Source organism: Stenotrophomonas sp. YJH_SMC_21, assembly GCF_059369555.1.
The window spans coordinates 46802-67444 of sequence record NZ_JCAFSU010000011.1 but is presented as its reverse complement, the minus strand read 5'-3'; the positions used below and the strand labels follow the sequence as shown (position 1 = coordinate 67444).

Genomic DNA, 20643 nt, shown 5'->3' with positions numbered 1-20643 from the left:
ATGCGTGGATGGCGCCCATCATCAACCGCTGCTGTACGGTCCGGTACCCGGGAACACCTTCAGCAGTGCGCGGGTGATCATGTCCGGGTAGACGGTGAAGTGATCCTCGTCATCGATCACCATGTTCTCCACCTTCAACGATCGCCCGCTGCTGCGCAGCTGCTCGGCGAATTCGGCGTTGTGGCGCAGCATGTCGTTGCGGGTGAAGTAGCGCGGTTCGGGCTTGACCGTTTCAAAGCTGCCCACCGACAGCACCACCGTGGTCGGCTGCGCCGGCGCCTTGGCTTCGGCCTGCATGCGCGGCACCCGATGGTCGTCGAACCACAGCGATGGGCTGGACAGGATGTAGGTGCGGAACATGTCCGGGCGCGTGGTCAGCACATAGGCGCCGAACAGGCCACCATAGGAATGACCCGCATAGGCACGCCGCGCCGGATCGGTGCGGTAGCGCGCATCGATCATCGGCAGTACCTGCCCAGCGAGGAAATCGCGGTAGTGCGCCGCGCCGCCGTAGCTGACGTCATCGCTGTAATCACGCGGATCGGTACGCGCCGGGTCGCTGGGCGTGTAATCGCGCGAGCGGCTCTGCTTGGAGGTCAGGCCTTCCTGCGGCGGCAGCCCGACCAGGATGAAATCCTCGATGTTGACGCCCTTCTGCCCGACCATGTTGCGCACGCTGCGCACCAGCGGGAAGCTGTACAGCGCATCGGTCACGTACAGCACCGGGTAGTGCTTTTCCGGATGCGCCGCATAGTCGGCCGGCAGCGCCACCCAGACCGGATAGTCGCGGCCGACCGGGTCGTGCACGCGCAGCGCTTCGGTGTCCAGCAGCACCACACCCGGCGTGGCACTCGGCGCACTGTCCTTCGCTTCACTCTGCACTGCGGGCGGCGCGACCGACATCGCACAGCCACTCACGGCCAGGCAGGCCGCCACACTCCATCCACGCACACGCTGCATCCACACGCTCCCGTTGCGGGCGGCGCACCCGATGGCGCCGCTGCCGCATCGTTGCATGGTGTGCAGGCGGGTACCAGTGCGGTCAGGGCGAGGCCGGCGGCGGCGCCGGGAACAGCGTGCGCAGCGCCTGCAATGCGGCCGGGTGATAGATGGTGGCGTGGGTTTCCTCCGGCAACGGCAGGTACTTCACCAGCGGCGACGGCGACGCCTGTTGCAGCAGCGTGGCCAACTGCGCGGCGGACGCAGCCAGCTCTGGCTGCCCACTGCTGGCCAGGAACACGCGCGGCTGCGCACGCGTCACCGCCGGCAGCTGCTTGGCCGCGCCGGCCAGCATTGCGCCACGGTTCCACCACAGGCTGGGGTCCAGCGCGATGTAGCTGTTGAACAGCGTCGGCTCCTGCAGCAGCGTCTCGACCACGAACAGGCCAGCCAGCGACTCGCCGATCAACGCGCGTTCGTCGGTAGTCGGGTAGCGCTGGCGCACCTGCGGCATCAGTTCATCGCGCAGGAAGGTACGGTAGGCCGCCGAGCCGCCGATGCGCGGCGCGATCTTCTGGTCCTGCGGGTCCTTGCTGGGGCCGGTCATGTCGCGGCGGCGCTCGGTGTTCTCGATGCCAACCAGCAGGAACGGACGCATGCTGCCGTTGCCGCTGAGCACCTGCACCAGCCCGGCCAAATGCAGGAAATCCTCGCCGATGCCGCCGTCGGGCATGTAGAGCACCGGTAGCGGTGCCTTCGGGTCCAGCCCCCACGGCTGCGGGCGGTAGACGTTGATACGACGGGTCTCGCCCAGCGCCTTCGACTCGATGGTGAAGGTCTCGCCGATGACCAGCGGCGTGGCGGCGGCGGCCTGTGCAGTCGGTGCAGGTTCGGCCGCCATCAAGGGGGCGGCGGAGATGGCGGACAACAACAGCGACAGCATGATCAAGCGCATGGGAAAACCCATCCTGGGAAAGAGGCCGAGCATAGCGCCCTGCCGCAGGCATTGGCGGCTTCGGCATGCTCAACACCCCTGCCAGATGCGTAGATCCACGCCGTGCGTGGAGGGATCACTGTAGATCCGAGCCCACGCTCGGCTAGGCCTTGGCGCAAACCGCAGCCGGGCATGGCTCGGCTCTACACCGCGTCGCCCCGGCTCAGACGCCAACGCCTCGGTCGTCGCAGATGCACCGATTTTCGAGGGTACGACTCGCAGGCCGTGCCACCACTGCAGGCGAAAATCACGCCCACTTTCCACGCGACACATCACCGCATGATCGCCGCCAGCAGCTGTTCTCGACAACTTCCAACGCGATAAACCGGACGTAAGCATCAACACGTCGCGTGCTGTCGCTTGCTGCATCAGATGTGCCTGCGCCACCATCGTCGCACGCCTGGATTCCGCATTTCTCTTCGGAGAATCCTCATTGAAATCCAAGCTCGTGCGTAAACACCATGCAGCGCCACCGACAACGGGTGGCACCGGGCCCGCAATCCCGAAGTGACTATCAAGCACGTTGTTTGCGCTCGCCCGTCGGCACTGTCTTTGGATGGTGCCGACGGGTGATCCGTCGGCCTTCATGGCGGTCGGTGCGTGGGGGTCTTCTGGCCCGCCGGTCAATTGCTTGATGTCACTCCGGATTGCAGCCACGCATCGCCCTCCACCCGCCCTGCGCGGTGGCATTCCCACTCCAGAGCCGAGGAAGCCGAGATGACCGACCGTCCGCCCTATGCTTCATACGCCGCCAGCACCAACGATGACGACGACAACCCTTCGCCCGAACTGAGCACGTTTCTGGGCTGCCTCAAACGCATCCGCGCGGGCGAAGTCGTTGATGGCCTGCCCTGGCCTGAAACCAGCGTTTCCGCAGGGCGCGGGGCTGCCCTATCGCGGGTGGAACGGTCCGCCATCGGCATGCTGACCGTGGCGGAAATGCTGCACGCGGCTGACCGCTGCCGAGCAATGGCAACGCCGGAACGCCATCTGGATGAGGACGTGGTCGAGGGGCTGTTCTTCGCCGTCCACGGGCTGGCGGAGCTGGAGTGCCGGGATGTGCGGCCGGAGTAGATACACCCGTGCCACGAACCGGCCCATACTGGGGCCGGACCGCCCCCGAGTGCCATCAAAACCTACAAGGAGGTTTGCATGTTGAATGTCGTGATCGTTGCCGCGCTGGCTGCTGGCCCCGCTGCATCCGTACCGTACGCCGATTGCCTGCTCAGCAACATTCAGCCCGGCCTGTCCGATCGCGCTGTGCAGCTCGTGCAGCAGGCCTGCGCCGCGAAGCATCCCGACAGTTTCCTTGCCTCGCTGGATCTGGAGCGCACCTACAGCGTCCAGCGGCAGGCGCGGTTCGATGCGGATCGTGCCGCGGCGGAGCGGGCCGCCAACGCCGCAGCCTCTGCCGCACAGGCAGCAGCGGAACGCGAGGCGGCGCGAGCACAGGGTGCCAAGGCCAAGTAGGGGTTGGCGCAAGCAACAAAAAAGGCACCGCTTGGCGGTGTCTTTCTGAATGACCTGGGTCATTGATGCAATGGTGGGCCGTGAAGGATTCGAACCTTCGACCAAAATACTAAAAGTCCGCCCATCCTTGCTTACAAATCAATTACTTGCCCCCAGATATTTTACGGAGGACTGCCTCTCTTCGCCGCGAATCTCGTCTTGGTCCCGAGCCATTTTACGGAGGCCAAACGACGCAAAACGCACCTGGGCGCATACGGCCCTCAAGCTTGTTGGCGCTGGCTTCCGCTCGTCGCGACTGCGTATACAGGCTCACGTCAACGGCTTTGCAGTTTAAATTTCAATAACTTACATTTCTTGCCACCCGACCCGCCATCTTCGGAGTAAGGAACCCGCTACAACATGGCGGCGTCTGCCATCAGACGAAGCTCCCGTATCCAAGCCCTCAAGATTGTTTCGCCTCCGGCGCCGAGCTCGTTGAGGTTGAAGACAGAAGGAACGGAAAGAGTGGGAAAGAAGCCAGTACCCATCGCTTTAGCCACAGTGTCTCTGGTCCGGTGCGCGTAGTAGTTCCGCACTTTTCTCATCGCCTCTGCTGGCGAGTTGGATGATGAAAGAGCAGCCACAACTGAGGTGCGATTCCTGATATCGATTCTTTGGGCAGCATCAATGGCATCCCTCGCTGAGTGCCATTTTGGTTCTTGTGGCAGACGGGGACGTCGAAAACTCGCGAAGTACTTTGCCAGTGCTTCGGCCTCATTGGTTACGCCCACTGCTGCCGGCACCCTCGCGCCACCCAGCGTCCGGCATCCACAGGCAGAGCGCAGGACAATATTTCTGCAGCATCGCGCCCACGAATCATGTAGCCGAACGATGGCCATCTCGCACGCCAACTGAGAGGCTCGATCGATGCCAGAAGCTGCGGCTCTTTCGTACTCTCGCGCAAGCCATTCCGTTTCCAGCTTGAATGATCGAATAAAAGTAGTCGCCATGACTCAAATCAAAGCATTCCCAAGAGCCTTGACGAACATAGGGAACCTCACCTTTCTGGACGAGATTCGCTGAGTCGAAGAAGCCGACGCAAGGTGGAATGCCTCATATAGCCCCGGGTAATTATCCCCCTCAATGTATGCACCCAACATTTGAATATTGGTACGTACTACATCGAGATTTTCGAGCGGCTCAACTGGTGCAGCGGGCATTTGACCAACGTCGCCGTCCGGAATACCCCAGCGAACGTGAGCCAGGGCTGCGAACAGCATCAGGAAATGCGGAGCGCGCATCACGGGGCTCCCAACAAGGAAATCCGCGAGATGAGCGACAAAGTAGGATATTACGTCATCCAGCTTAGCTACAAGGTTATCGTTTACCAGAGCGTCACTATCGTACTTCTTGTACAACAAATCGATCTTTGGTTGACCGCCATCTCGCACACCCTCAAGAAGGATGCCGAACATTTCTGCCATCAGCGAATCATCCAGCATCCGAACACGATCTCGGACTGAAATAACCCCATACCGCTCCCATAGAACGGACCATCTATGAGATGCGTCACGCACCGCCCACTTGAACTCGCCCTGGAAATAGGCATGCCTTTTCTCAGCAGGATTAAGTGCAACGCTGTAAGAATTTAAGCGAGCAAAGACTTCAAGGACCGCCTCATCATCAGCGTTGACCAGCTGATCCACTGCGATTGAGTACCCGAGGAACTTCTCTTTATCAACGTCGCTCAGGTCCGAGTACTTCAGGCCGGCATACTCACCAGCACGTTTCGACAACGCGAACTTGTCATTAGCGAAATCGAGTATCGCTCTAAGTCTCTGCTGACCATCAACGACTTCACGGATGGAGTTTCGTGTTGCCACATCGATCCGGGTCCGCAGGAAGACCTTCGGGATTGGGAGCTGCCGCAGCACCGTGTCGATCAAGAATGATTTGGCAGGGGGCGTCCAGACGGAACCCCGTTGAAAGTTGGGATTTAGCTCCAACCTTCGCTGTTCGTGCCACTCGATAAAGTCGGCTACGCGATACTGTTCAAGAACTGATGGCATGACTGAAATCCCTTCGAGCAGGCCCCGATTGTAGTAGAGCCGTAGCGTTTTGCCACAGCACCCTAGGTCTGCGATTTCGCTTATATGGCTTGCGTGCTGTGCACTGAGGTCAAGTCAGGACGCCGGAGGAGAGCCTCTACCCCTGCAAAGGACAGCCACCGTGGGGCGGGAACCTTCTCCACTCACCAACCGCACAGATCGCGTAGGCCTGCCCTTACCCACGCCTTGCGTGCGTCCCGTGGACGGGGTTTCGCCTCCGATGGCGGCTTACGTGGCTCCAGCGCTGCCTTGATGCGCTCCACCTCCTTCGCTCCGGCCTCGGCCAGACGCCGTGCCTGTTGCTGCTGCTCACGGGTCGGCGGCGGGCCGGGCAATGACGGCAGCGGCTGGATCGGGGTGCTGTCGGTCAGGAGTGCGACGGCCTGGCGCAGAGGCAGGTCGGGATACAGCCGAGCCGCGCACCAGCGTTCCGCGCAGCGCTTCGCCTGCCGTACGTTGGCCGCGCGCACCTCCTTCACCTGCCACATCTTCTGGCCTTCCAGGCGAGAATACTGGCACTGTGGAGTGGGTGTGCGCCCAGTACCACGACAGCGCAAAGTTCAAGGGCCTTGCAGCAGGAACCTGTGACGACTACGAGTCGGCGCGGAACGTACTCATCAACTATCCCAAACCTTGGGGTGCTATTCGGAAAGCTCCAGGTTGCGAAGCTGCGCAACCACAATTTCCAGCGCTTGATCGATAAGATCGAGTCAGCAGGCACGCCCACCAAAGCAAACAAGGTGCTGCGCTACTCGCGCTTGATGTTCCGTTGGGCGCTCAACCGGGGAATCGTTGACCGCAATCCTGCGCAGGGGCTGGAACAGGCGAAGGAGCGTAAGCGCCAGCGTCTTCCTACTGATGCAGCATATGCAAAGTTGCTGGCATTCGCCCGTGAGCGCTCCATGCGAACGGCTAGGACCGAGGGATCGGTGCCGGCGTATCTATGGATGATCATGGAACTCGGCTACCTCTGCAGACTGAGGGGCATTGAGACGCTAACGCTTACCGAGGCACAAGGCACCACCGAGGGGCTGCACACCAATCGCCGCAAGCGCAGCCGCGACAATCTGGTGGAATGGACACTACGGCTACGGGGCGCATGGGATGCCGCGATCGCGCGCCGTGAAGCCATCATTGAGCGCCACAGCCTTCCGGTGCACATGCGGGCCGACCAACGTCACCTGTTCCTCGCTGAGCACGGCGAACCTCTGCAGAAGACCAGCCTGGACAGCACCTGGCAGCGCTTCATCCAGCTCGCAATCGCCTCCGAGGTGATCGTGGCCAAGGAACGCTTCAGCCTGCACGACCTCAAGCGAAAGGGCGACACCGACACGGTCGGCAATCGCGCCGAGCGCCAAGATGCACTCGGCGTTACCGACGCGATGATGAAGGTCTATGACAAGAGTGTCCCGCGCGTTCGCCCTGCAGGTCTAACAGACAAGAGCTAAGCCATGCTTGTTAGAAGCGCGCATTGAGAGAGACCTAACTACGACAAACTCTCTTCGCGCCGTGCGACATCAAACCATGTTTTAAAGGCAGCACTTCCCACCATTATTTCTACGTCGTGACGTCCGAATCCCAAAGTGGGAAAAGTCTTCAGCCTCACGTTTACAACGTTCACGTCATCATGAAAGGCGGCTTTGCCCAGCTCGAAGGGCGCGTATCCATCATCCTTAAGCCGCACATGCACTTGAATTGGAAGCAAGCCAGCCTTACCGGAAAACTGGAAGTACAAGTTTAGGGAATTGAACTCATGCTTGCCACCAGTTTCAGAGTCCAAAAATATCACGTTGTCGGGCCAAACACCGATCATTGTGCAACGCCCATCCACCTCACGGCGCACCTCTTCGCAAACGACTAACGCGTTAAGCCTGATGTCTGCGGTCATCGAGGAGTAGCCTCAAAGTTGGAAAAGGACGAGTGACGACTTGAGGAATGTGGATCGGGAAAGTTCAAGAATGCACAAATTTTGCCTTGGACATCTCTTCGCCACGCTTCCACTTCTATCGCCTTAAAAATAATCACCTGGGCGGAAGACCCATGATTAGAAGCAAGGTCAACGAGCTCAAATTCGAATGAAACTTCTCTTTCTGAATGATGTTCACCAACTTTGAGAAGCCGTTCGAGAGAAAGAACCCCACCTATAGCCAGGACACCCCCAGCGAAAAGCACTACCGGAATATGCACCGCATACTCTGAAGCGGCGACCTTGGACAAGGCAAACCCAGTTGAGAGTACAGCCGCTGTACCCCATACAAATACTATGAACTTCTTTAGCTTATTCATATCTCACCATCCAAAGATCAGGGCTGGCCGTCGCCAGCCAATTTCAGACACGACCGAAAGCAACAGTAGCGCTGCCACGATCCAGTAGAGCGTGAAATCCTTGGATGCAAGGGCTGCGGTCGAGATGAGCAGGAGGCCGAAATAGCAAAGGCGGACCACGTTCAGTCGGCGGTCCTGGCTATCGCACATGTCCACCAGCCCTCCCCCGTACATCTCCTTCTTCTGAGCCCAACTAGTCACCAATGCCCACATTACGGTGGCCGTCAAGATACTGAACAAGCGAACCGCCCATTCGGCTGGTTGAACTACCTTCTCGGGATCAATCCTTGCTGCGATATACCATGCAAGAACTGCACCCAAAAACACGCCGAGGAAAGGCGCCATGTGTTGTATGGCACCTTTGCTTTTGTAGTCATTGATGGTAGGCACTGACGTCCACTGTCTACTGGGTGCGATGTAACGCGGATCATACCTGCTTCTGCAAGCCGGATCATAGCCAGCCTGTAAACAGGTGCACATCCAGAACAGCTGTAATTGCTAAAGCTGCCATGCCATCCCCGCAAGGTGCGGGGGCAAAGATTGACCGGAATTACGGAGAGAATTACGGACGTGACGAAAAAAGCGCCACAAGGGCGCTTTAAGTCGTTGATTGCATTGGTGGGCCGTGAAGGATTCGAACCTTCGACCAAAAGATTAAAAGTCTTCTGCTCTACCGACTGAGCTAACGGCCCATTGCACTACCCCAGCCTTTCGGCGGGGTGGGCATTCTACCCTACTTTGGCCGATCGCGTGAAACCCCGGTGTGTCGAGGTTGCCGGCCAGCGGCCGGCACTACCTCGATCTGGGCCGCGGGCTTAAACCTTCCGGGCCAACGTCGCATCTCAACTGTGATCCCATCGCGGAATTCCGGATGCGCCTGCCCTTCAGCCTGATTGCCGCCCTGCTGCTGCCCTGCGCAGCCCTGGCTGCCCCGTCCCAGGTCGTCACCGACGACATCGCCCGCTTCTGGGCCACCTACGATGCGGTGCGCGCCGAACCCGACGCCGAGCGCCAAGTGGCGCTGGTCCAGCAGCGCTACATCGATCCGGGCAGCCCTGGACTGCATGCGCTGATGCAGGTGCGCAACTACACCGCCCGCGAATACGCCGAGGCCATGAACGCGTGGCCGCGCTTCTGGACCTCGGTGCGACCGCTCACCGCCAACGCACAGCAGGCCAGCGCCACACTGGAACGGGACCTGGCCGCCTTCCGCACGCTCTACCCCGCCCTGCGCCCGGCCACCATCACCTATGCCGTGGGCGTGCTGCGTACTGGCGGGACCACGCTGGGTGACAAGGTACTGATCGGTGCGGAGATGGCGCTGGGCGATGAGCGCGTGGACGTGAGCGAGCTGCCGGCGAACATGCGCGACCGCCTGCGAATCTTCTACGACAGCCGGCCGGGCGCGAACAACGCGCAGAACAACCTGCACGAGTACGTGCATACCCAGCAGCGCGAGACTACCGGCAGCCTGGCGCAGTACGCGGTGCGCGAGGGCGTGGCGGAGTATGTGGCCGAACGGCTGAGCGGGCGTCGGCCGGCGTTGCCGCTGTACAGCTACGGGCCCGCGCACGAAGCGGAAATCCGCACGCGTTTCGTCGCTGAAATGGACGGCGGGGATCTGGACAACTGGCTGTACAACAGCGCCCGTAATCCGTTCGGGGTGGGTGATGTGGGGTACTACGCCGGCTACCGTATCGCGCAGGAGTACATGCGCCAGCAGAAGGATGAGAAGGCTGGGATCGCGCGGATGATCGAGCTGGATTATGCCGATCCGGGGGCGGTGCGGATGTTTATTGAAGCGTCGGGGTGGCTGCGGCAGCGGTAGCGCCGGGCCATGCCTGGCGGGTCAGGGAGTGCGAACCAACGGTTCGCACCCACCAGAGTCAGACCTACCCGGCGGGTCGGGGAGTGCGAACCAAGGTTCGCACCCACCGAGGAGCAGTTCGCACCCACCATCTGGAAATTCACACCCATCAGGGAAGCCGGCCAGCGGCCGGCACTACCAAGGGCGATCAGGCGTATAGCGTCGGGTCGGGCACGCCGGCTTCGGCGAAGCCCTGCGCGCGCAGGCGGCAGGCATCACAGTGGCCGCAGGCGGCGCCGTTGGCGTCGGCGTTGTAGCAGGACACGGTCAGGCCGAAGTCCACGCCCAGGCGCACGCCTTCGCTGACGATCTGGCCCTTGCTGAGGAACTGCAGCGGCGCGTGTACCTTGATGCCCGCACCTTCCACGCCCGACTTGGTGGCCAGGTTGGCCAGCGCCTGGAACGCGGCCACGAACTCGGGGCGGCAGTCCGGGTAGCCGGAATAATCCACCGCGTTGACGCCGCAGAAGATGTCGTTGGCGCCGAGCACTTCGGCCCAGCCGAGGGCCAGCGACAGCATGATGGTGTTGCGCGCCGGTACGTAGGTGACCGGAATGCCGGCACCGCCGGCCTCGGGCACGTCGATGTCATCGGTGAGCGCCGAGCCACCGATGCTGCGCAGGTCCACGTCCACGGTCTTGTGCGCGACCACGCCCTGGGCCTTGGCCACGCGGGCGGCGGCATCCAGTTCGGAGGTATGGCGCTGGCCATAGCGCACGCTCAGGGCATGCACGGCAAAGCCCTGTTCCTGGGCCATGGCGATGACGGCGGCTGAATCCATGCCGCCGGAGAGAAGCACGACTGCCTTCTTCATGGGTAAAACATCCGGTTGGGAGGGGAAAGCCAGCACGCTGTCCCGCGCCGGAGCTACATCAGGGAACGCCGCGCGGGCTCATCGGCCCGGCTCGTCGTTCCACAGGATTTTATGCAACTGCATCTGGAAGCGCACCGCCAGGCGGTCTTCGACGATCCAGTCGGCCAGCTGCCGCGCGGTGATCTCGCCCTTGCTGGGCGAGAAGAACACGGTGCAGCGCTTCACCAGCTCGTGCTCGGCGACCAGGGCCTTGGCCCAGTCGTAGTCCTCGCGGCTGCAGATGACGAACTTGATCTGGTCGCGTGCGGTCAGCAGCGGCAGGTTTTCCCAGCGGTTGCGCGCCACTTCGGCCGACCCCGGGGTCTTGATGTCGACCACGCGCGATACACGCGGGTCCACCGCGCTGACGTCCAGCGCGCCGGAGGTTTCCAGCGAGACGTCCATGCCGGCGTCGCACAGCTTCTGCAGCAGCACCAGGCAGCGTTTCTGCGCCAGCGGCTCGCCGCCGGTCACGCAGACGTGGCGCACGCCCTGGGCCAGCACCTCGGCCACGATGTCGTCGATGTCCCACCAGGTGCCGCCGTGGAAGGCATAGGCCGTATCGCAGTACTGGCAGCGCAGCGGGCAGCCGGTCAGGCGCACGAACACGGTCGGCCAGCCGGCGGTATCGGCTTCGCCCTGCAGCGAGGTGAAGATCTCGGTGATCTTCAGGCGCGGCAGCGGCGACTGCACGATGTCGCTGGGGGTAGCGACGGCGTTGGACGGGGTAACGGCGGTCATGGCAAACAATTCTTCATGGGACGGGCGACCGATTTATCGGCGCCGGAAACGAAAGCAGCCGAGCATGGGCTCGGCTCTACAGGAGGCTGCCGGAAATCAGCCCGGCGCCAGGGTACGCATTGTACGCCCGGTCAGCGGATCAACGGATCTGCTTGCCGAGGCGGATGGACTGCAGCCGATCCTGGGCGGTGCGCGCGGCGTCCGAGCCCGGGTACTGCGCCACGACGCTCTCCAGCGTCTGCTGGGCCTGGTCGACCTTGCCCTCGCCATACTGCGAGAGGCCAACCTTGAGCAGGCCGCCAGCGGCCTTGTCGTGGGTCGGATAGCGCGCGAGCAGTTCACGGAACTGGGTCTCGGCCATCGGGAAATTGCGGGTGGCGTAGTAGCTCTCGCCCAACCAGTACAGCGCGTTCGGCGCGTAGACGCCGTTCGGATACAGCTGCAGGAAGCTCAGGAAAAGCTGTGCCGAATCATCGTACTTGCCGGCCTTCAGCGAATCGAAGGCGACGTTGTAGGAGGTGCGCTCGTCGCCAGTGGCGGCAAGGCTGCCAGCATCACCATGGACGGAAGGCGGCCGCTCGGAAGTGGCCGCCGCTGCGGGTTTTGCCGGGGCCGGTGCGGCCTTCGGCGCGCTCGCCGGAACGGGCGGCAGGGCCGGGGCGGCATTGCCCCCTTCCAACCGGTTCAGGCGGCTGTCCAGATCCAGGTACTGGTCCTGGGCGGACTGCTTGAGCTGGGCGTTGTCGTGCTGCAACTGCTCGATCGAGGCCTGCAGGCTGGTGACCTGCTGCCGCAGCTGGTTGATCTGGTTCAACAGGTCCTGGTTGGCACTGTTGTTGTACATCTGCTGCTCGAGCGCGCCGACACGGTCAGCCAGGCTCTGTCGCTGTGCATGCGCCGGTGCGGCAGCCACGAGGGCTGCCGCAACGACCAGCATCAGTTTGATGCCAATGCGCATGGATTACTGCGCGGTGTAGACGATTTCGACGCGACGGTTCTGCGACCAGCAGGACTCGTTCGACTCGGTGCAGACCGGACGCTCTTCACCGTAGGAAACGACGGTCAGCTGCGAAGCCGAGCCACCGTTGGCCTGCAGGGCCGAGTTGACGCCGTTGCCACGACGCTCACCCAGGGCCTGGTTGTACGCGCGCGAACCGCGCTCGTCGGTGTGGCCCTGCAGGGTGATGCGCGAGGACGGACGGTCACGCAGGTACTTGGCGTGGCACGCCATGATGGCCTGGAATTCCGGCTTCACGTCTTCCTTGTCCAGGTCGAAGTAGACAACGCGCTGGCGCAGGCAAGCGTCGGTATCCAGGTCGCCCGGGCCGTACAGGCCCGAGGTCGACGGACCGGTCGGGGTGGTGGTCGAGGTGCCGGTGTCGACCGGGGCTGCCGGCTCTTCCTTCACCTTCTTCGAGCAGCCGGCCAGGACGGCCACAGACAGCAGGGAAACAAGCAGAACGCGGGTGGACTTGTTCATGGCGATACCTTTGTGGCTCCTAGGCCGATGAGGGGTTCAAGACAACGAAAATATTAACACTCTTTTAGCGCTGGGTACGGTATGGGGACCATGCCGGCTCGCGCACATCACCATCGGCCAGGACCAGGCGCTGGCGAACCCGCGCATCGGCCGAGACGGCATACAACACACCACGGCCACCTTCGCGGGCGGCGTACAACACCATGCTCGCGTTGGGCGCAAAGCTCGGCGATTCATCCAGCGAGCCCGGGGACAGCGTGCTCCAGCGCGGCGAACCCAGCGAGCTGTCCATCACCGCGATCTTGTAGCTGTTGCCCGAGCCCTGGGCGACGGCGATCTTCTTGCCGTCGTAGGACACCGAGGGCTTGGCATTGTAGTTGCCCTGGAAGGTCACGCGCTCGGCGCTGCCGCCGCCCGCGCCGACCTTGTAGACCTGCGGACGGCCGCCGCGGTCGGAGGTGAAGTACACCGCGCTGCCGTCCGGCGCCCAGGTCGGCTCGGTATCGATGGCGAAGTGGTTGGTCAGCTGGGTCAGCTGCTTGCTGCCCAGGTCCATCACGTAGATTTCCGGGTTGCCCGAACGCGACAGGGTCAGGGCCAGCTTGCGGCCGTCCGGCGAGAACGCCGGGGCGCTGTTGATGCCGCGGAAGCTGGTGACGAGCTCACGCGCGCCGGTACCGATGTTCTGGATGTAGATGGCCGAATTGCCACGCTCGAAGCTGACGTAGGCCAGCTTGCTGCCATCCGGGCTCCACGACGGCGACAGCAGCGGCTCGGCCGAACGCACGATGGTCTGCGGATTGAAGCCATCGGAGTCGGCCACCATCAGCGCGTAGCGCATGGCGTCGCCCTTGCCGCTGGCGGTCACGTAGGCGATGCGGGTCCAGAAGGCGCCGCGCACACCGGTGATCTTTTCGTAGATGGCGTCGGCCATCTGGTGGGCAACGTCGCGCATGGCGTTGCCACGGGCGGTCATCGCCAGGCCCAGCAGGCGCTCGCCCTTGGGTACGTCGAACAGTTCGTACTCGACGCGGTAGGCGCCGGCACCGGCGTCGAGCACGCGGCCGACCACGATGTAGTTCTGCTTCAGCGCGCGCCAGGTGGCGAACTGGATGTCGCCGCCGCGCACCGGCTTCTCGACGATCTGCGCTTCGGGCAGCGTACGGAACTGGCCCGAACGCTCCAGGTCGGCACGGACCACGCCGGCGACGTCGGTCTGCGGTGCAGCCGACGACCCCTGGTAAGGCATCGGCACGATGGTGATCGGCAGCGCGGAAGCATTGCCGCCGATGATGTCGATATCCAGCCCCTTCTGCTGCGCGACGGCAGCAAAGGGCAGCAACAGGGCCGCAAACACGGCAAGCCAGCGAGGCATCTTTTTCATGGAGCGCTCAATAGGGGGAAACCGGAACGAGGGATAACAAAGCGGCAGTGAACCGCTTCGCAATCATGAACCAAGGGTACGTGAATTCCGGGTCAGTTCCAGCCCGTCCTCTCACGCACCGTTAACGTCGTGGCTAACATCGCGCCCATGTGCCCCGTCACGCCGCCCTGCGGGGCGGTGTCCGACAGCAGCCCACAGCCTGCCCGGCCGAGACCTGGCCTGCCAGAGGCAAGCGCGACATCCGTGGACGCGGGCAGCGGAGAGCCACCCTGCCCTGCCCGCCTCAGCGATCCTGGGCGGTGAAGGTGAAGTTGAGCGTGCGTGCGAACACCGACTCGAAGCCGCGGTACGGCAGCGGCTGCGCGTTGAGCACGGCGGCCTCGATCGAGCGCTTGCCGGCCTCGTCGTACGGGCAGTTCGGGCTGACCTTGGCCTGCATCACCGTACCACCCGGAATCTGGGTGATGGTGATCTGGCAGCGCTGGCCCAACGGCACCGTATCCGGGCGCACCCACTGCGACAGCACCTTGGCCTGGATGGCGGCTGCGTACTTGGCCGAAAGGTCGTCGCTGTTGCCACCGCCACCGGCGGCCGGCTGCGAGGCACCACTGGAACCGGCAGCGGCACTGCCGGCGGCATTGCGCGCGGCGGCCACCTGGCGCAGCTTCTGCTCGGCCAGCTTGGCTTCCTTCTCGGCCTGCTCGCGGCGGGCACGGATCTCGGCGATCTTCTTCTGCTTCTCGGCCTCGGCCTTGTCAGCGGCCACGCGCTCCTGCTCGGCCTGCTTCTTCTTCTCGTCCGCTTCCTGCTGCTTGGCCAGGCGCAGCTTCTGCTCGGCTTCTTCCTGGCGCTTGCGTTCGGTCAGGTCGATCTGTTCCTGTCGGCGCTTGGCTTCCTGTTCCTGCTTGGCCTTCTCCTGGGAGATGGCCAGCGCACTCACCGCTTCCTGGTCCTTGGTATCCGGCTGCGCGACACGCTCCTGCGCCTGTTGCTGCTGCGGCGTGGGCGCGTCCTGCGGGCGCGGTTCCGGGATCGGCTGCGGCGGCGGAATGGTGTCTTCCGGCACCGGGATGGGCTCGGCCACCGGCGGCGGCAGGTCTTCCAGCTTTTCCGACTGGCGCAGGGCCTGGCGCGCAGCGGAAGCCTCCGACGCGGACAGCGCCAGGCTGGCCTCGACCGACGGATCACCGGCGGCGGCGTCGGTGTTGCGCTCGGGCGACCAGAACCAGGCCACGATGAAGACCAGCGCGACCAGCAGGTGCACCAGCAACGCCAATGCCAGGGGCAGGCCCCAGCCGGGTTCGCGCTGATGCGGGGGTGGCAGGGCGTCAGCGTGCATCGGTGGCCAGGCCTACCTTGTCTACCTTGGCGCGCTTGATCACATCCATCGCGGCGATGACCTTTTCATAGGCCACGGCACGGTCGGCGGCGACGATCACGCGCACGCCCTTGTCCTGGGCGGCGATGCCGGCCAGGCGGCCTTCCAGTTCCTCGGCCGACACGGCGGTCGGTTCCTTGGCATCGGGCAGCTTCAGGCTGAGCTGGCCGTCCTGCCGCACCGAGACGATCACCGGGTCCTGCTTGCTCTCCAGCGCCTTGGCGTTGGACTGCGGCAGGTCGACGTCGAAGCTCAGGGTGAGCAGCGGCGCGGTGACCATGAAGATGATCAGCAGCACCAGCATGACGTCGATGTAGGGAACGACGTTGATTTCCGATTTCAGCTTGCGGCGCTTGCGGCGACCGATGGCAGCGGACATGGCTTGGACTCCCGGGTCAGGCGCTTACTCGTCGCCAGCGCTCTGGCGCTGCAGGATGGAGCTGAACTCTTCGGCAAAGGTCTCGAACCGCACCGACATGCGCTCAACGCGCGTGGTGAAGCGGTTGTAGGCCCACACCGCCGGGATCGCCACGAACAGGCCGATGGCGGTAGCGAACAGTGCCTCGGAGATGCCCGGCGCGACGGCGGCGATGCCAGCCTGCGCACCACTGCTGATCATGTCGTGCATGGTCACCATGATGCCGAACACGGTGCCGACCAGGCCCACGTACGGCGCGGTCGAACCGATGTTGGCCAGCAGTTCCAGGTTGCGCTCGAGCTGGTCCACTTCGCGGGTATAGGTGGTGCGCATCGCACGCTGCGCGCCTTCCAGCTGGGCGCGGCCATCCAGGCGGCGCTTGTCACGCAGGCGGGTGTATTCGCGGAACCCTGCTTCGAAGATGGCTTCCAGGCCGGTCACGCTGCGGCTGCGGTCGGTGGCCGCGCTGTACAGCTTGCCCAGGTCCGCGCCGGACCAGAAGCGGTTCTCGAACTCGTCGGCTTCGCGGGTGGCCTGCTTGAACACGCGGGCCTTGCGGAAAATGATCACCCAGCTGACGAACGAGCCGACCAGCAGCAGCAGCACGATGATCTTCACCGGCAGGCTGGCCTTGGCCATCAGTTCGAGGTAGTTGATGCCGCCGCCGGTGGTGGCCTGGGCAAGGGTCTGTGTCGCGGCGTTGCTGACGTCGGCCGGCAGTGCCTCGGTGACCGTGGCCTGCAGGGCCAGGAGCGTTGCGATCATCCGTTGTTCCTCAGTGTTCGGATTCGGGGTGGAGGTGGGGTTGCAGCACGGCAAGGACGGCCTCGTCCATGCCACGCGGGCGGAAACTGGCCGCGTCCAGTGCGGCGATGCGGACCTGGGCCGACAGCAGCAATTCGCCGTCGCGCAGGATCTGCTGGTCGAAGACCATGCTGGCCTTCTTCAGCTGGACCAGGCGGGCGCTCACCTGCAGGGTGTCATCCAGCCGTGCCGGCCTGATGAAATCCATCTGCATCGAGCGCACCGCGAAGACCATCCCGTGCTCGGCGCGCATGCGCTCCTGGCCGTAGCCGAGCGAACGCATCCATTCGGTCCGGGCCCGTTCCATGAAGGCCACGTAGCGGGCGTGGTAGACCACGCCGCCAGCGTCGGTATCTTCCCAGTAAATGCGTGTCGGCCAACTGAATAGTGGCTCAACCGACATCGGGAACCTCCGCGAACAGGTCCTGCGGCGGGTTCTTCGGCTTCAGACCCATGTGCCGGTAGGCCTTGTGGGTGGCCATGCGGCCACGCGCGGTACGCACCAGGAAGCCCTGCTGGATCAGGTACGGCTCGACCACGTCTTCCAGCGTGCCACGCTCTTCGGACAGCGCCGCGGCCAGCGATTCGATGCCGACCGGGCCACCATCGAAGTAGTCGACCATGGTCTTGAGCAGGCGCCGGTCAAGCTCATCGAAGCCTTCCGGGTCGACCTTGAGCATCTTCATCGCGGCCTGGGCCACGGGCTCGTCGATGTGGCCACCGGCCTTGACCTGCGCATAGTCGCGTACGCGTCGCAGCAGGCGGTTGGCGATACGCGGGGTACCACGCGCGCGGCGCGCGATCTCCCCTGCCCCATCGGCGGTGCAGTCGATGCCGAGGATGCTGGCGGAGCGGCGCACGATACGGGTCAGTTCCTCGACGCTGTAGAACTCCAGGCGCTGGACGATGCCGAAGCGGTCGCGCAGCGGCGCGGTCAGCAGGCCGGCGCGGGTGGTGGCGCCGATCAGGGTGAACGGCGGCAGGTCGATCTTGATCGAGCGGGCGGCGGGGCCCTCGCCGATCATGATGTCGATCTGGAAATCTTCCATCGCCGGGTACAGCACTTCCTCGACCACCGGCGACAGGCGATGGATCTCGTCGATGAACAGCACGTCGTGCGGCTGCAGGTTGGTCAGCAGCGCAGCCAGGTCGCCGGCCTTTTCGATCACCGGGCCGGAGGTCACGCGCAGGGCCACGCCCAGTTCGTTGGCGATGACATGGCTGAGGGTGGTCTTGCCCAGGCCCGGCGGCCCGAAGATCAGTACGTGGTCGAGCGCGTCGCCACGCCCCTTGGCCGCCTGGATGTAGATTTCCATCTGCTCGCGCACCGGCACCTGGCCGAGGTAGTCGGCAAGGCGCTTGGGGCGGATGCTGGCGTCGGCGGCGTCATCCTCGCGGGTGGCGCCGGCGCCGATGATGCGGTCGTCGGTCATGTGCTGATTATGCGGCAAAAGTGCGGGTTTCGGCCGGGCTGCGCCCGGCACCCGCAGAGGCAACGGCAACGGCAACATCCAGAGCAACAGCCGAAGCGGGCTTTCTGGGGAATGGCGGGGTGGGTCCGCTTGCGGGGGACGCTGCAAGTACGTCCATGTAAGCTCGGTCGCCGCATCCATGCGGCTCACGCCCCCGCAACCGGACCCACCCCGCCTTCGACAGTTTCCTGCGATCTGTCTGGATGGCGTGGCCTGTGCCTGCTCTTGTGGGTGTCGACCTTGGTCGACACGGCAGATCCACGCCATGCGTGGATGGAACAGAGGGGGAGAGTTGGCTCAGCTTCTGGCGCGCGGTGCCTCCGCAAGCGGAGCCCCCTTGTTGTTCAAGGGGGCGCGCCGATAGGCGGGGGGATAAGGTGGAATGCGCGGAACGCCGGCGCCAACGGCGCCTGCGTTTCAAGGGGGCGCGCCGATAGGCGGGGGATGAGGTGGAATGCGTGTGGGACGTAGCGCAGGCGGAGATTAAATCTCCACCTGCGCGCCGAGTTCGACCAGGCGGTTGCCCGGAATCCGGAAGAAACCGGTCGCGGGCGCGGCATTCCGGTGCATCAGCGCGAACAGCTTGTCGCGCCAGATGGGCATGCCGCGGTTGGCGGTGGCCACAATGGTTTCGCGGCTGGCGAAGAAGGTGGTGTCCATCGGGTCGAAGTAGATGCCACCGTGGTCACACGAGCGCATCAGCGCCAGCGGCACGTCCGGGGTTTCCATGAAACCGAAGCGCACATAGACCCGGTAGAACTCGTCGCCCACCGACTCGATCTTCAGCCGCTGCCCTTCCATCGCATAGGGAATGGGCAGGGTTTCCACGTGCAGGAACACGTTGCGCTCGTGCAGCACCTTGTTGTGCTTGAGGTTGTGCATCAGCGCGTGCGGGGCCACGGTCGGGTCGGCGGTGAGGAACACGGCGGTGCCCGGCACGCGTACCGGCGGTGCCAGCATCAGGCCCGGCAGGAAGGTATCCAGGCGGATGCCGTCCTTGCGGATCTCATCACGCAGCAGCTCGCGGCCACGGCGCCAGGTGCGCATCATGGTGAACAGGAAGATGCCCAGCACCACCGGGAACCAGGCGCCCTGCAGCAGCTTGGCGCCGTTGGCGATGACGAAGCCAAGGTCGATGATGAAGAACACCACGCACAGCGGCAGCAGCCAGCCACGCGACTTCGGCCACAGCGAACGTGCCACCACCGCCAGCAGCAGGGTGTCGATCAGCATCGTGGCCGACACCGAGATGCCGTAGGCCACGGCCAGGTTGGACGAACTACGGAACGCCAGCACCAGGCCGAACACCATCACTGCGATGCCCCAGTTGATGCCCGGGATGTAGATCTGGCCGATGGTGTCGTGCGAGGTGTGCTTGATGCGCATGCGCGGGATGTAGCCCAGCTGCATGGCCTGGCGCGAGACCGAGAACGCGCCGGTGATGACCGACTGCGAGGCGATCACCGCCGCCATGGTGGCCAGGATGATCATCGGGTACAGCGCCCACGAGGGCACCGCCTCGAAGAACGGGTTCTTCAGGGCCTCGGGGTGGTTGAGCACCAGTGCGCCCTGCCCCAGGTAGTTCAGCACCAGGCACGGCAGCACGAAGAAGTACCAGGCGTGGCGGATCGGGCGCAGGCCGAAGTGGCCCATGTCCGCATACAGCGCTTCGCCGCCGGTCACCGCCAGCACCACTGCACCGAGAATGAAGATGCCGTGCCAGCCGTGCTCCATGAAGAAGCGGATGCCCCACCACGGGTTGAAGGCCTTCAGCACCTCGGGCGCATCGACAATGTTGTAGATGCCGATCGCCGCCAGCGATACGAACCAGATCGCCATGATCGGGCCGAACGCCTTGCCGATCTTCTCGGTACCGAAGCGTTGCGCGGCGAACACTGCCAGCAGCACCACCAGGGTGACCGGCACGATGAAGACATGCAGTCCGGGCGCGGCCACCTCCAGGCCTTCGACCGCACTGAGCACGGACATGGCCGGGGTGATCACGCCGTCGCCGAAGAACAGCGAGGCGCCGAAGATGCCGAGGATGCCCACCACATAAGCCGAGCGCGAGCCATGGCGCAGCGTGCGCTGGGTCAACGCCATCAGCGCCATGATGCCGCCCTCGCCATCATTGTCGGCGCGCATGATGATGGTGACGTACTTCAGCGTCACCACCAGGTTCAGCGCCCAGAACGCCAGCGACAGCACGCCCAGCACGGTATCGTGGTCGCTGTTGAGCCCGTAGTGCGGCGAGAACGCCTCCTTCAGGGTGTACAGCGGGCTGGTACCGATATCGCCGAAGACCACGCCGATCGCACCGATGACCAGCGCCAGTCCTCCAGCGGAGGGGGCGTGGCCATGGCCGCCGGGGGCGGCTGCGTGCGGGGTTTGACTGCTGGACATGGGACTCCTGGCGAAGCTCAGGCGGTTT

22 protein-coding genes and 1 tRNA gene are annotated in these 20643 nt (G+C 63.8%); 4 read left to right on the top strand and 19 right to left on the bottom strand.

The features are described 5' to 3' along the window. Window positions 1-21: 21 nt before the first annotated feature. Together AC5P67_RS14625 and AC5P67_RS14620 are read right to left on the bottom strand one after the other, a co-directional pair. Window positions 22-960, bottom strand: a complete 939-nt coding sequence (locus AC5P67_RS14625; protein WP_262094586.1) for an alpha/beta hydrolase — start codon at window positions 958-960, stop codon at window positions 22-24. Between the two features lie 82 nt (window positions 961-1042). Further along, window positions 1043-1894, bottom strand: coding sequence for an alpha/beta hydrolase (locus AC5P67_RS14620; RefSeq protein ID WP_262094585.1), 852 nt, complete (start codon window positions 1892-1894; stop codon window positions 1043-1045). A 756-nt stretch (window positions 1895-2650) separates the two neighbouring features. Here AC5P67_RS14620 and AC5P67_RS14615 point away from each other — a divergent pair. Beyond that, window positions 2651-3007: a hypothetical protein gene (locus tag AC5P67_RS14615; RefSeq protein WP_262094584.1), complete on the top strand. Its 357-nt coding sequence runs from the start codon at window positions 2651-2653 to the stop codon at window positions 3005-3007. Between the two features lie 78 nt (window positions 3008-3085). Continuing rightward, complete coding sequence (locus AC5P67_RS14610; protein WP_262094583.1) at window positions 3086-3403, top strand: hypothetical protein; 318 nt, start codon at window positions 3086-3088, stop codon at window positions 3401-3403. A 992-nt stretch (window positions 3404-4395) separates the two neighbouring features. Here the strand turns inward: AC5P67_RS14610 and AC5P67_RS14605 are convergent. Together AC5P67_RS14605 and AC5P67_RS14600 are read right to left on the bottom strand one after the other, a co-directional pair. Next, entirely contained in the window at window positions 4396-5451 is a 1056-nt protein-coding gene (locus AC5P67_RS14605; RefSeq protein ID WP_262094582.1) for a DUF262 domain-containing protein, read from the bottom strand. Between the two features lie 182 nt (window positions 5452-5633). After that, window positions 5634-5978 carry a hypothetical protein gene (locus AC5P67_RS14600; RefSeq protein WP_262094580.1) on the bottom strand — a complete coding sequence of 115 codons (345 nt, stop codon included), beginning with the start codon at window positions 5976-5978 and terminating at the stop codon, window positions 5634-5636. Window positions 5979-6074: 96 nt separating this feature from the next. Between AC5P67_RS14600 and AC5P67_RS14595 the strand changes: the two genes are divergently transcribed. After that, on the top strand, window positions 6075-6938 hold the full coding sequence (locus tag AC5P67_RS14595; protein ID WP_423172702.1) for a phage integrase central domain-containing protein: 864 nt from the start codon (window positions 6075-6077) through the stop codon (window positions 6936-6938). Between the two features lie 38 nt (window positions 6939-6976). Here the strand turns inward: AC5P67_RS14595 and AC5P67_RS14590 are convergent, their stop codons facing one another. From AC5P67_RS14590 to AC5P67_RS14575, 4 genes are all read right to left on the bottom strand, one after another. Beyond that, complete coding sequence (locus AC5P67_RS14590) at window positions 6977-7378, bottom strand: hypothetical protein (RefSeq protein ID WP_262094576.1); 402 nt, start codon at window positions 7376-7378, stop codon at window positions 6977-6979. Further along, window positions 7375-7776 (bottom strand): hypothetical protein, encoded by a 402-nt coding sequence (locus AC5P67_RS14585; RefSeq protein ID WP_262094574.1) that lies wholly within the window; start codon window positions 7774-7776, stop codon window positions 7375-7377. The genes AC5P67_RS14590 and AC5P67_RS14585 overlap by 4 nt, the downstream gene beginning before the upstream one ends. A 3-nt stretch (window positions 7777-7779) precedes the next feature. Beyond that, on the bottom strand, window positions 7780-8160 hold the full coding sequence (locus tag AC5P67_RS14580) for a hypothetical protein (protein WP_262094572.1): 381 nt from the start codon (window positions 8158-8160) through the stop codon (window positions 7780-7782). Between the two features lie 271 nt (window positions 8161-8431). Beyond that, a tRNA-Lys gene (locus AC5P67_RS14575) sits at window positions 8432-8507 on the bottom strand. Window positions 8508-8686: 179 nt separating this feature from the next. Between AC5P67_RS14575 and AC5P67_RS14570 the strand changes: the two genes are divergently transcribed. After that, a complete protein-coding gene (locus tag AC5P67_RS14570) occupies window positions 8687-9643 on the top strand; it encodes a DUF2268 domain-containing protein (protein ID WP_262094570.1) in 957 nt (318 codons plus the stop codon). A gap of 187 nt (window positions 9644-9830) precedes the next feature. On the opposite strand, the gene queC is transcribed toward AC5P67_RS14570, so the two are convergent. The 11 genes from queC to AC5P67_RS14515 all read right to left on the bottom strand — a co-directional run bounded on the left by queC (window position 9831) and on the right by AC5P67_RS14515 (window position 20615). Next, entirely contained in the window at window positions 9831-10496 is a 666-nt protein-coding gene (queC, locus tag AC5P67_RS14565; RefSeq protein ID WP_005410745.1) for a 7-cyano-7-deazaguanine synthase QueC, read from the bottom strand. Window positions 10497-10574: 78 nt separating this feature from the next. Further along, window positions 10575-11276, bottom strand: coding sequence for a 7-carboxy-7-deazaguanine synthase QueE (gene queE, locus AC5P67_RS14560; RefSeq protein ID WP_099473404.1), 702 nt, complete (start codon window positions 11274-11276; stop codon window positions 10575-10577). Window positions 11277-11415: 139 nt separating this feature from the next. Further along, window positions 11416-12234, bottom strand: a complete 819-nt coding sequence (gene ybgF, locus AC5P67_RS14555; protein WP_005414274.1) for a tol-pal system protein YbgF — start codon at window positions 12232-12234, stop codon at window positions 11416-11418. A 3-nt stretch (window positions 12235-12237) separates the two neighbouring features. Continuing rightward, entirely contained in the window at window positions 12238-12756 is a 519-nt protein-coding gene (pal, locus tag AC5P67_RS14550) for a peptidoglycan-associated lipoprotein Pal (protein ID WP_005410748.1), read from the bottom strand. 64 nt (window positions 12757-12820) lie between these two features. Then, the gene (gene tolB / locus AC5P67_RS14545; protein WP_005410749.1) at window positions 12821-14140 is read right to left on the bottom strand and encodes a Tol-Pal system beta propeller repeat protein TolB; all 1320 of its coding nucleotides are present in this window, start codon (window positions 14138-14140) and stop codon (window positions 12821-12823) included. 283 nt (window positions 14141-14423) lie between these two features. After that, entirely contained in the window at window positions 14424-15479 is a 1056-nt protein-coding gene (gene tolA / locus AC5P67_RS14540; RefSeq protein WP_005410750.1) for a cell envelope integrity protein TolA, read from the bottom strand. Further along, window positions 15469-15897 carry a protein TolR gene (gene tolR, locus AC5P67_RS14535; RefSeq protein ID WP_005410751.1) on the bottom strand — a complete coding sequence of 143 codons (429 nt, stop codon included), beginning with the start codon at window positions 15895-15897 and terminating at the stop codon, window positions 15469-15471. The genes tolA and tolR overlap by 11 nt, the downstream gene beginning before the upstream one ends. Before the next feature lie 24 nt (window positions 15898-15921). Further along, entirely contained in the window at window positions 15922-16701 is a 780-nt protein-coding gene (tolQ, locus tag AC5P67_RS14530) for a protein TolQ (RefSeq protein WP_005410752.1), read from the bottom strand. Between the two features lie 10 nt (window positions 16702-16711). Next, window positions 16712-17143: a tol-pal system-associated acyl-CoA thioesterase gene (gene ybgC, locus AC5P67_RS14525; protein ID WP_062605806.1), complete on the bottom strand. Its 432-nt coding sequence runs from the start codon at window positions 17141-17143 to the stop codon at window positions 16712-16714. Continuing rightward, on the bottom strand, window positions 17133-18173 hold the full coding sequence (ruvB, locus tag AC5P67_RS14520; protein WP_005410754.1) for a Holliday junction branch migration DNA helicase RuvB: 1041 nt from the start codon (window positions 18171-18173) through the stop codon (window positions 17133-17135). The genes ybgC and ruvB overlap by 11 nt, the downstream gene beginning before the upstream one ends. 522 nt (window positions 18174-18695) lie before the next feature. Continuing rightward, complete coding sequence (locus AC5P67_RS14515) at window positions 18696-20615, bottom strand: potassium transporter Kup (protein WP_049396251.1); 1920 nt, start codon at window positions 20613-20615, stop codon at window positions 18696-18698. Between the last annotated feature and the right edge of the window lie 28 nt (window positions 20616-20643).

Bases quoted from the DNA above. Each gene is read 5' to 3' on its own strand.
- AC5P67_RS14625 (WP_262094586.1), bottom strand. From the start codon at position 960: ATGCAGCGTGTGCGTGGATGGAGTGTGGCGGCCTGCCTGGCCGTGAGT.
- AC5P67_RS14620 (WP_262094585.1), bottom strand. From the start codon at position 1,894: ATGCGCTTGATCATGCTGTCGCTGTTGTTGTCCGCCATCTCCGCCGCC.
- AC5P67_RS14615 (WP_262094584.1), top strand. From the start codon at position 2,651: ATGACCGACCGTCCGCCCTATGCTTCATACGCCGCCAGCACCAACGAT.
- AC5P67_RS14610 (WP_262094583.1), top strand. From the start codon at position 3,086: ATGTTGAATGTCGTGATCGTTGCCGCGCTGGCTGCTGGCCCCGCTGCA.
- AC5P67_RS14605 (WP_262094582.1), bottom strand. From the start codon at position 5,451: ATGCCATCAGTTCTTGAACAGTATCGCGTAGCCGACTTTATCGAGTGG.
- AC5P67_RS14600 (WP_262094580.1), bottom strand. From the start codon at position 5,978: ATGTGGCAGGTGAAGGAGGTGCGCGCGGCCAACGTACGGCAGGCGAAG.
- AC5P67_RS14590 (WP_262094576.1), bottom strand. From the start codon at position 7,378: ATGACCGCAGACATCAGGCTTAACGCGTTAGTCGTTTGCGAAGAGGTG.
- AC5P67_RS14585 (WP_262094574.1), bottom strand. From the start codon at position 7,776: ATGAATAAGCTAAAGAAGTTCATAGTATTTGTATGGGGTACAGCGGCT.
- AC5P67_RS14580 (WP_262094572.1), bottom strand. From the start codon at position 8,160: ATGGCGCCTTTCCTCGGCGTGTTTTTGGGTGCAGTTCTTGCATGGTAT.
- AC5P67_RS14570 (WP_262094570.1), top strand. From the start codon at position 8,687: ATGCGCCTGCCCTTCAGCCTGATTGCCGCCCTGCTGCTGCCCTGCGCA.
- queC (WP_005410745.1), bottom strand. From the start codon at position 10,496: ATGAAGAAGGCAGTCGTGCTTCTCTCCGGCGGCATGGATTCAGCCGCC.
- queE (WP_099473404.1), bottom strand. From the start codon at position 11,276: ATGACCGCCGTTACCCCGTCCAACGCCGTCGCTACCCCCAGCGACATC.
- ybgF (WP_005414274.1), bottom strand. From the start codon at position 12,234: ATGCGCATTGGCATCAAACTGATGCTGGTCGTTGCGGCAGCCCTCGTG.
- pal (WP_005410748.1), bottom strand. From the start codon at position 12,756: ATGAACAAGTCCACCCGCGTTCTGCTTGTTTCCCTGCTGTCTGTGGCC.
- tolB (WP_005410749.1), bottom strand. From the start codon at position 14,140: ATGAAAAAGATGCCTCGCTGGCTTGCCGTGTTTGCGGCCCTGTTGCTG.
- tolA (WP_005410750.1), bottom strand. From the start codon at position 15,479: ATGCACGCTGACGCCCTGCCACCCCCGCATCAGCGCGAACCCGGCTGG.
- tolR (WP_005410751.1), bottom strand. From the start codon at position 15,897: ATGTCCGCTGCCATCGGTCGCCGCAAGCGCCGCAAGCTGAAATCGGAA.
- tolQ (WP_005410752.1), bottom strand. From the start codon at position 16,701: ATGATCGCAACGCTCCTGGCCCTGCAGGCCACGGTCACCGAGGCACTG.
- ybgC (WP_062605806.1), bottom strand. From the start codon at position 17,143: ATGTCGGTTGAGCCACTATTCAGTTGGCCGACACGCATTTACTGGGAA.
- ruvB (WP_005410754.1), bottom strand. From the start codon at position 18,173: ATGACCGACGACCGCATCATCGGCGCCGGCGCCACCCGCGAGGATGAC.
- AC5P67_RS14515 (WP_049396251.1), bottom strand. From the start codon at position 20,615: ATGTCCAGCAGTCAAACCCCGCACGCAGCCGCCCCCGGCGGCCATGGC.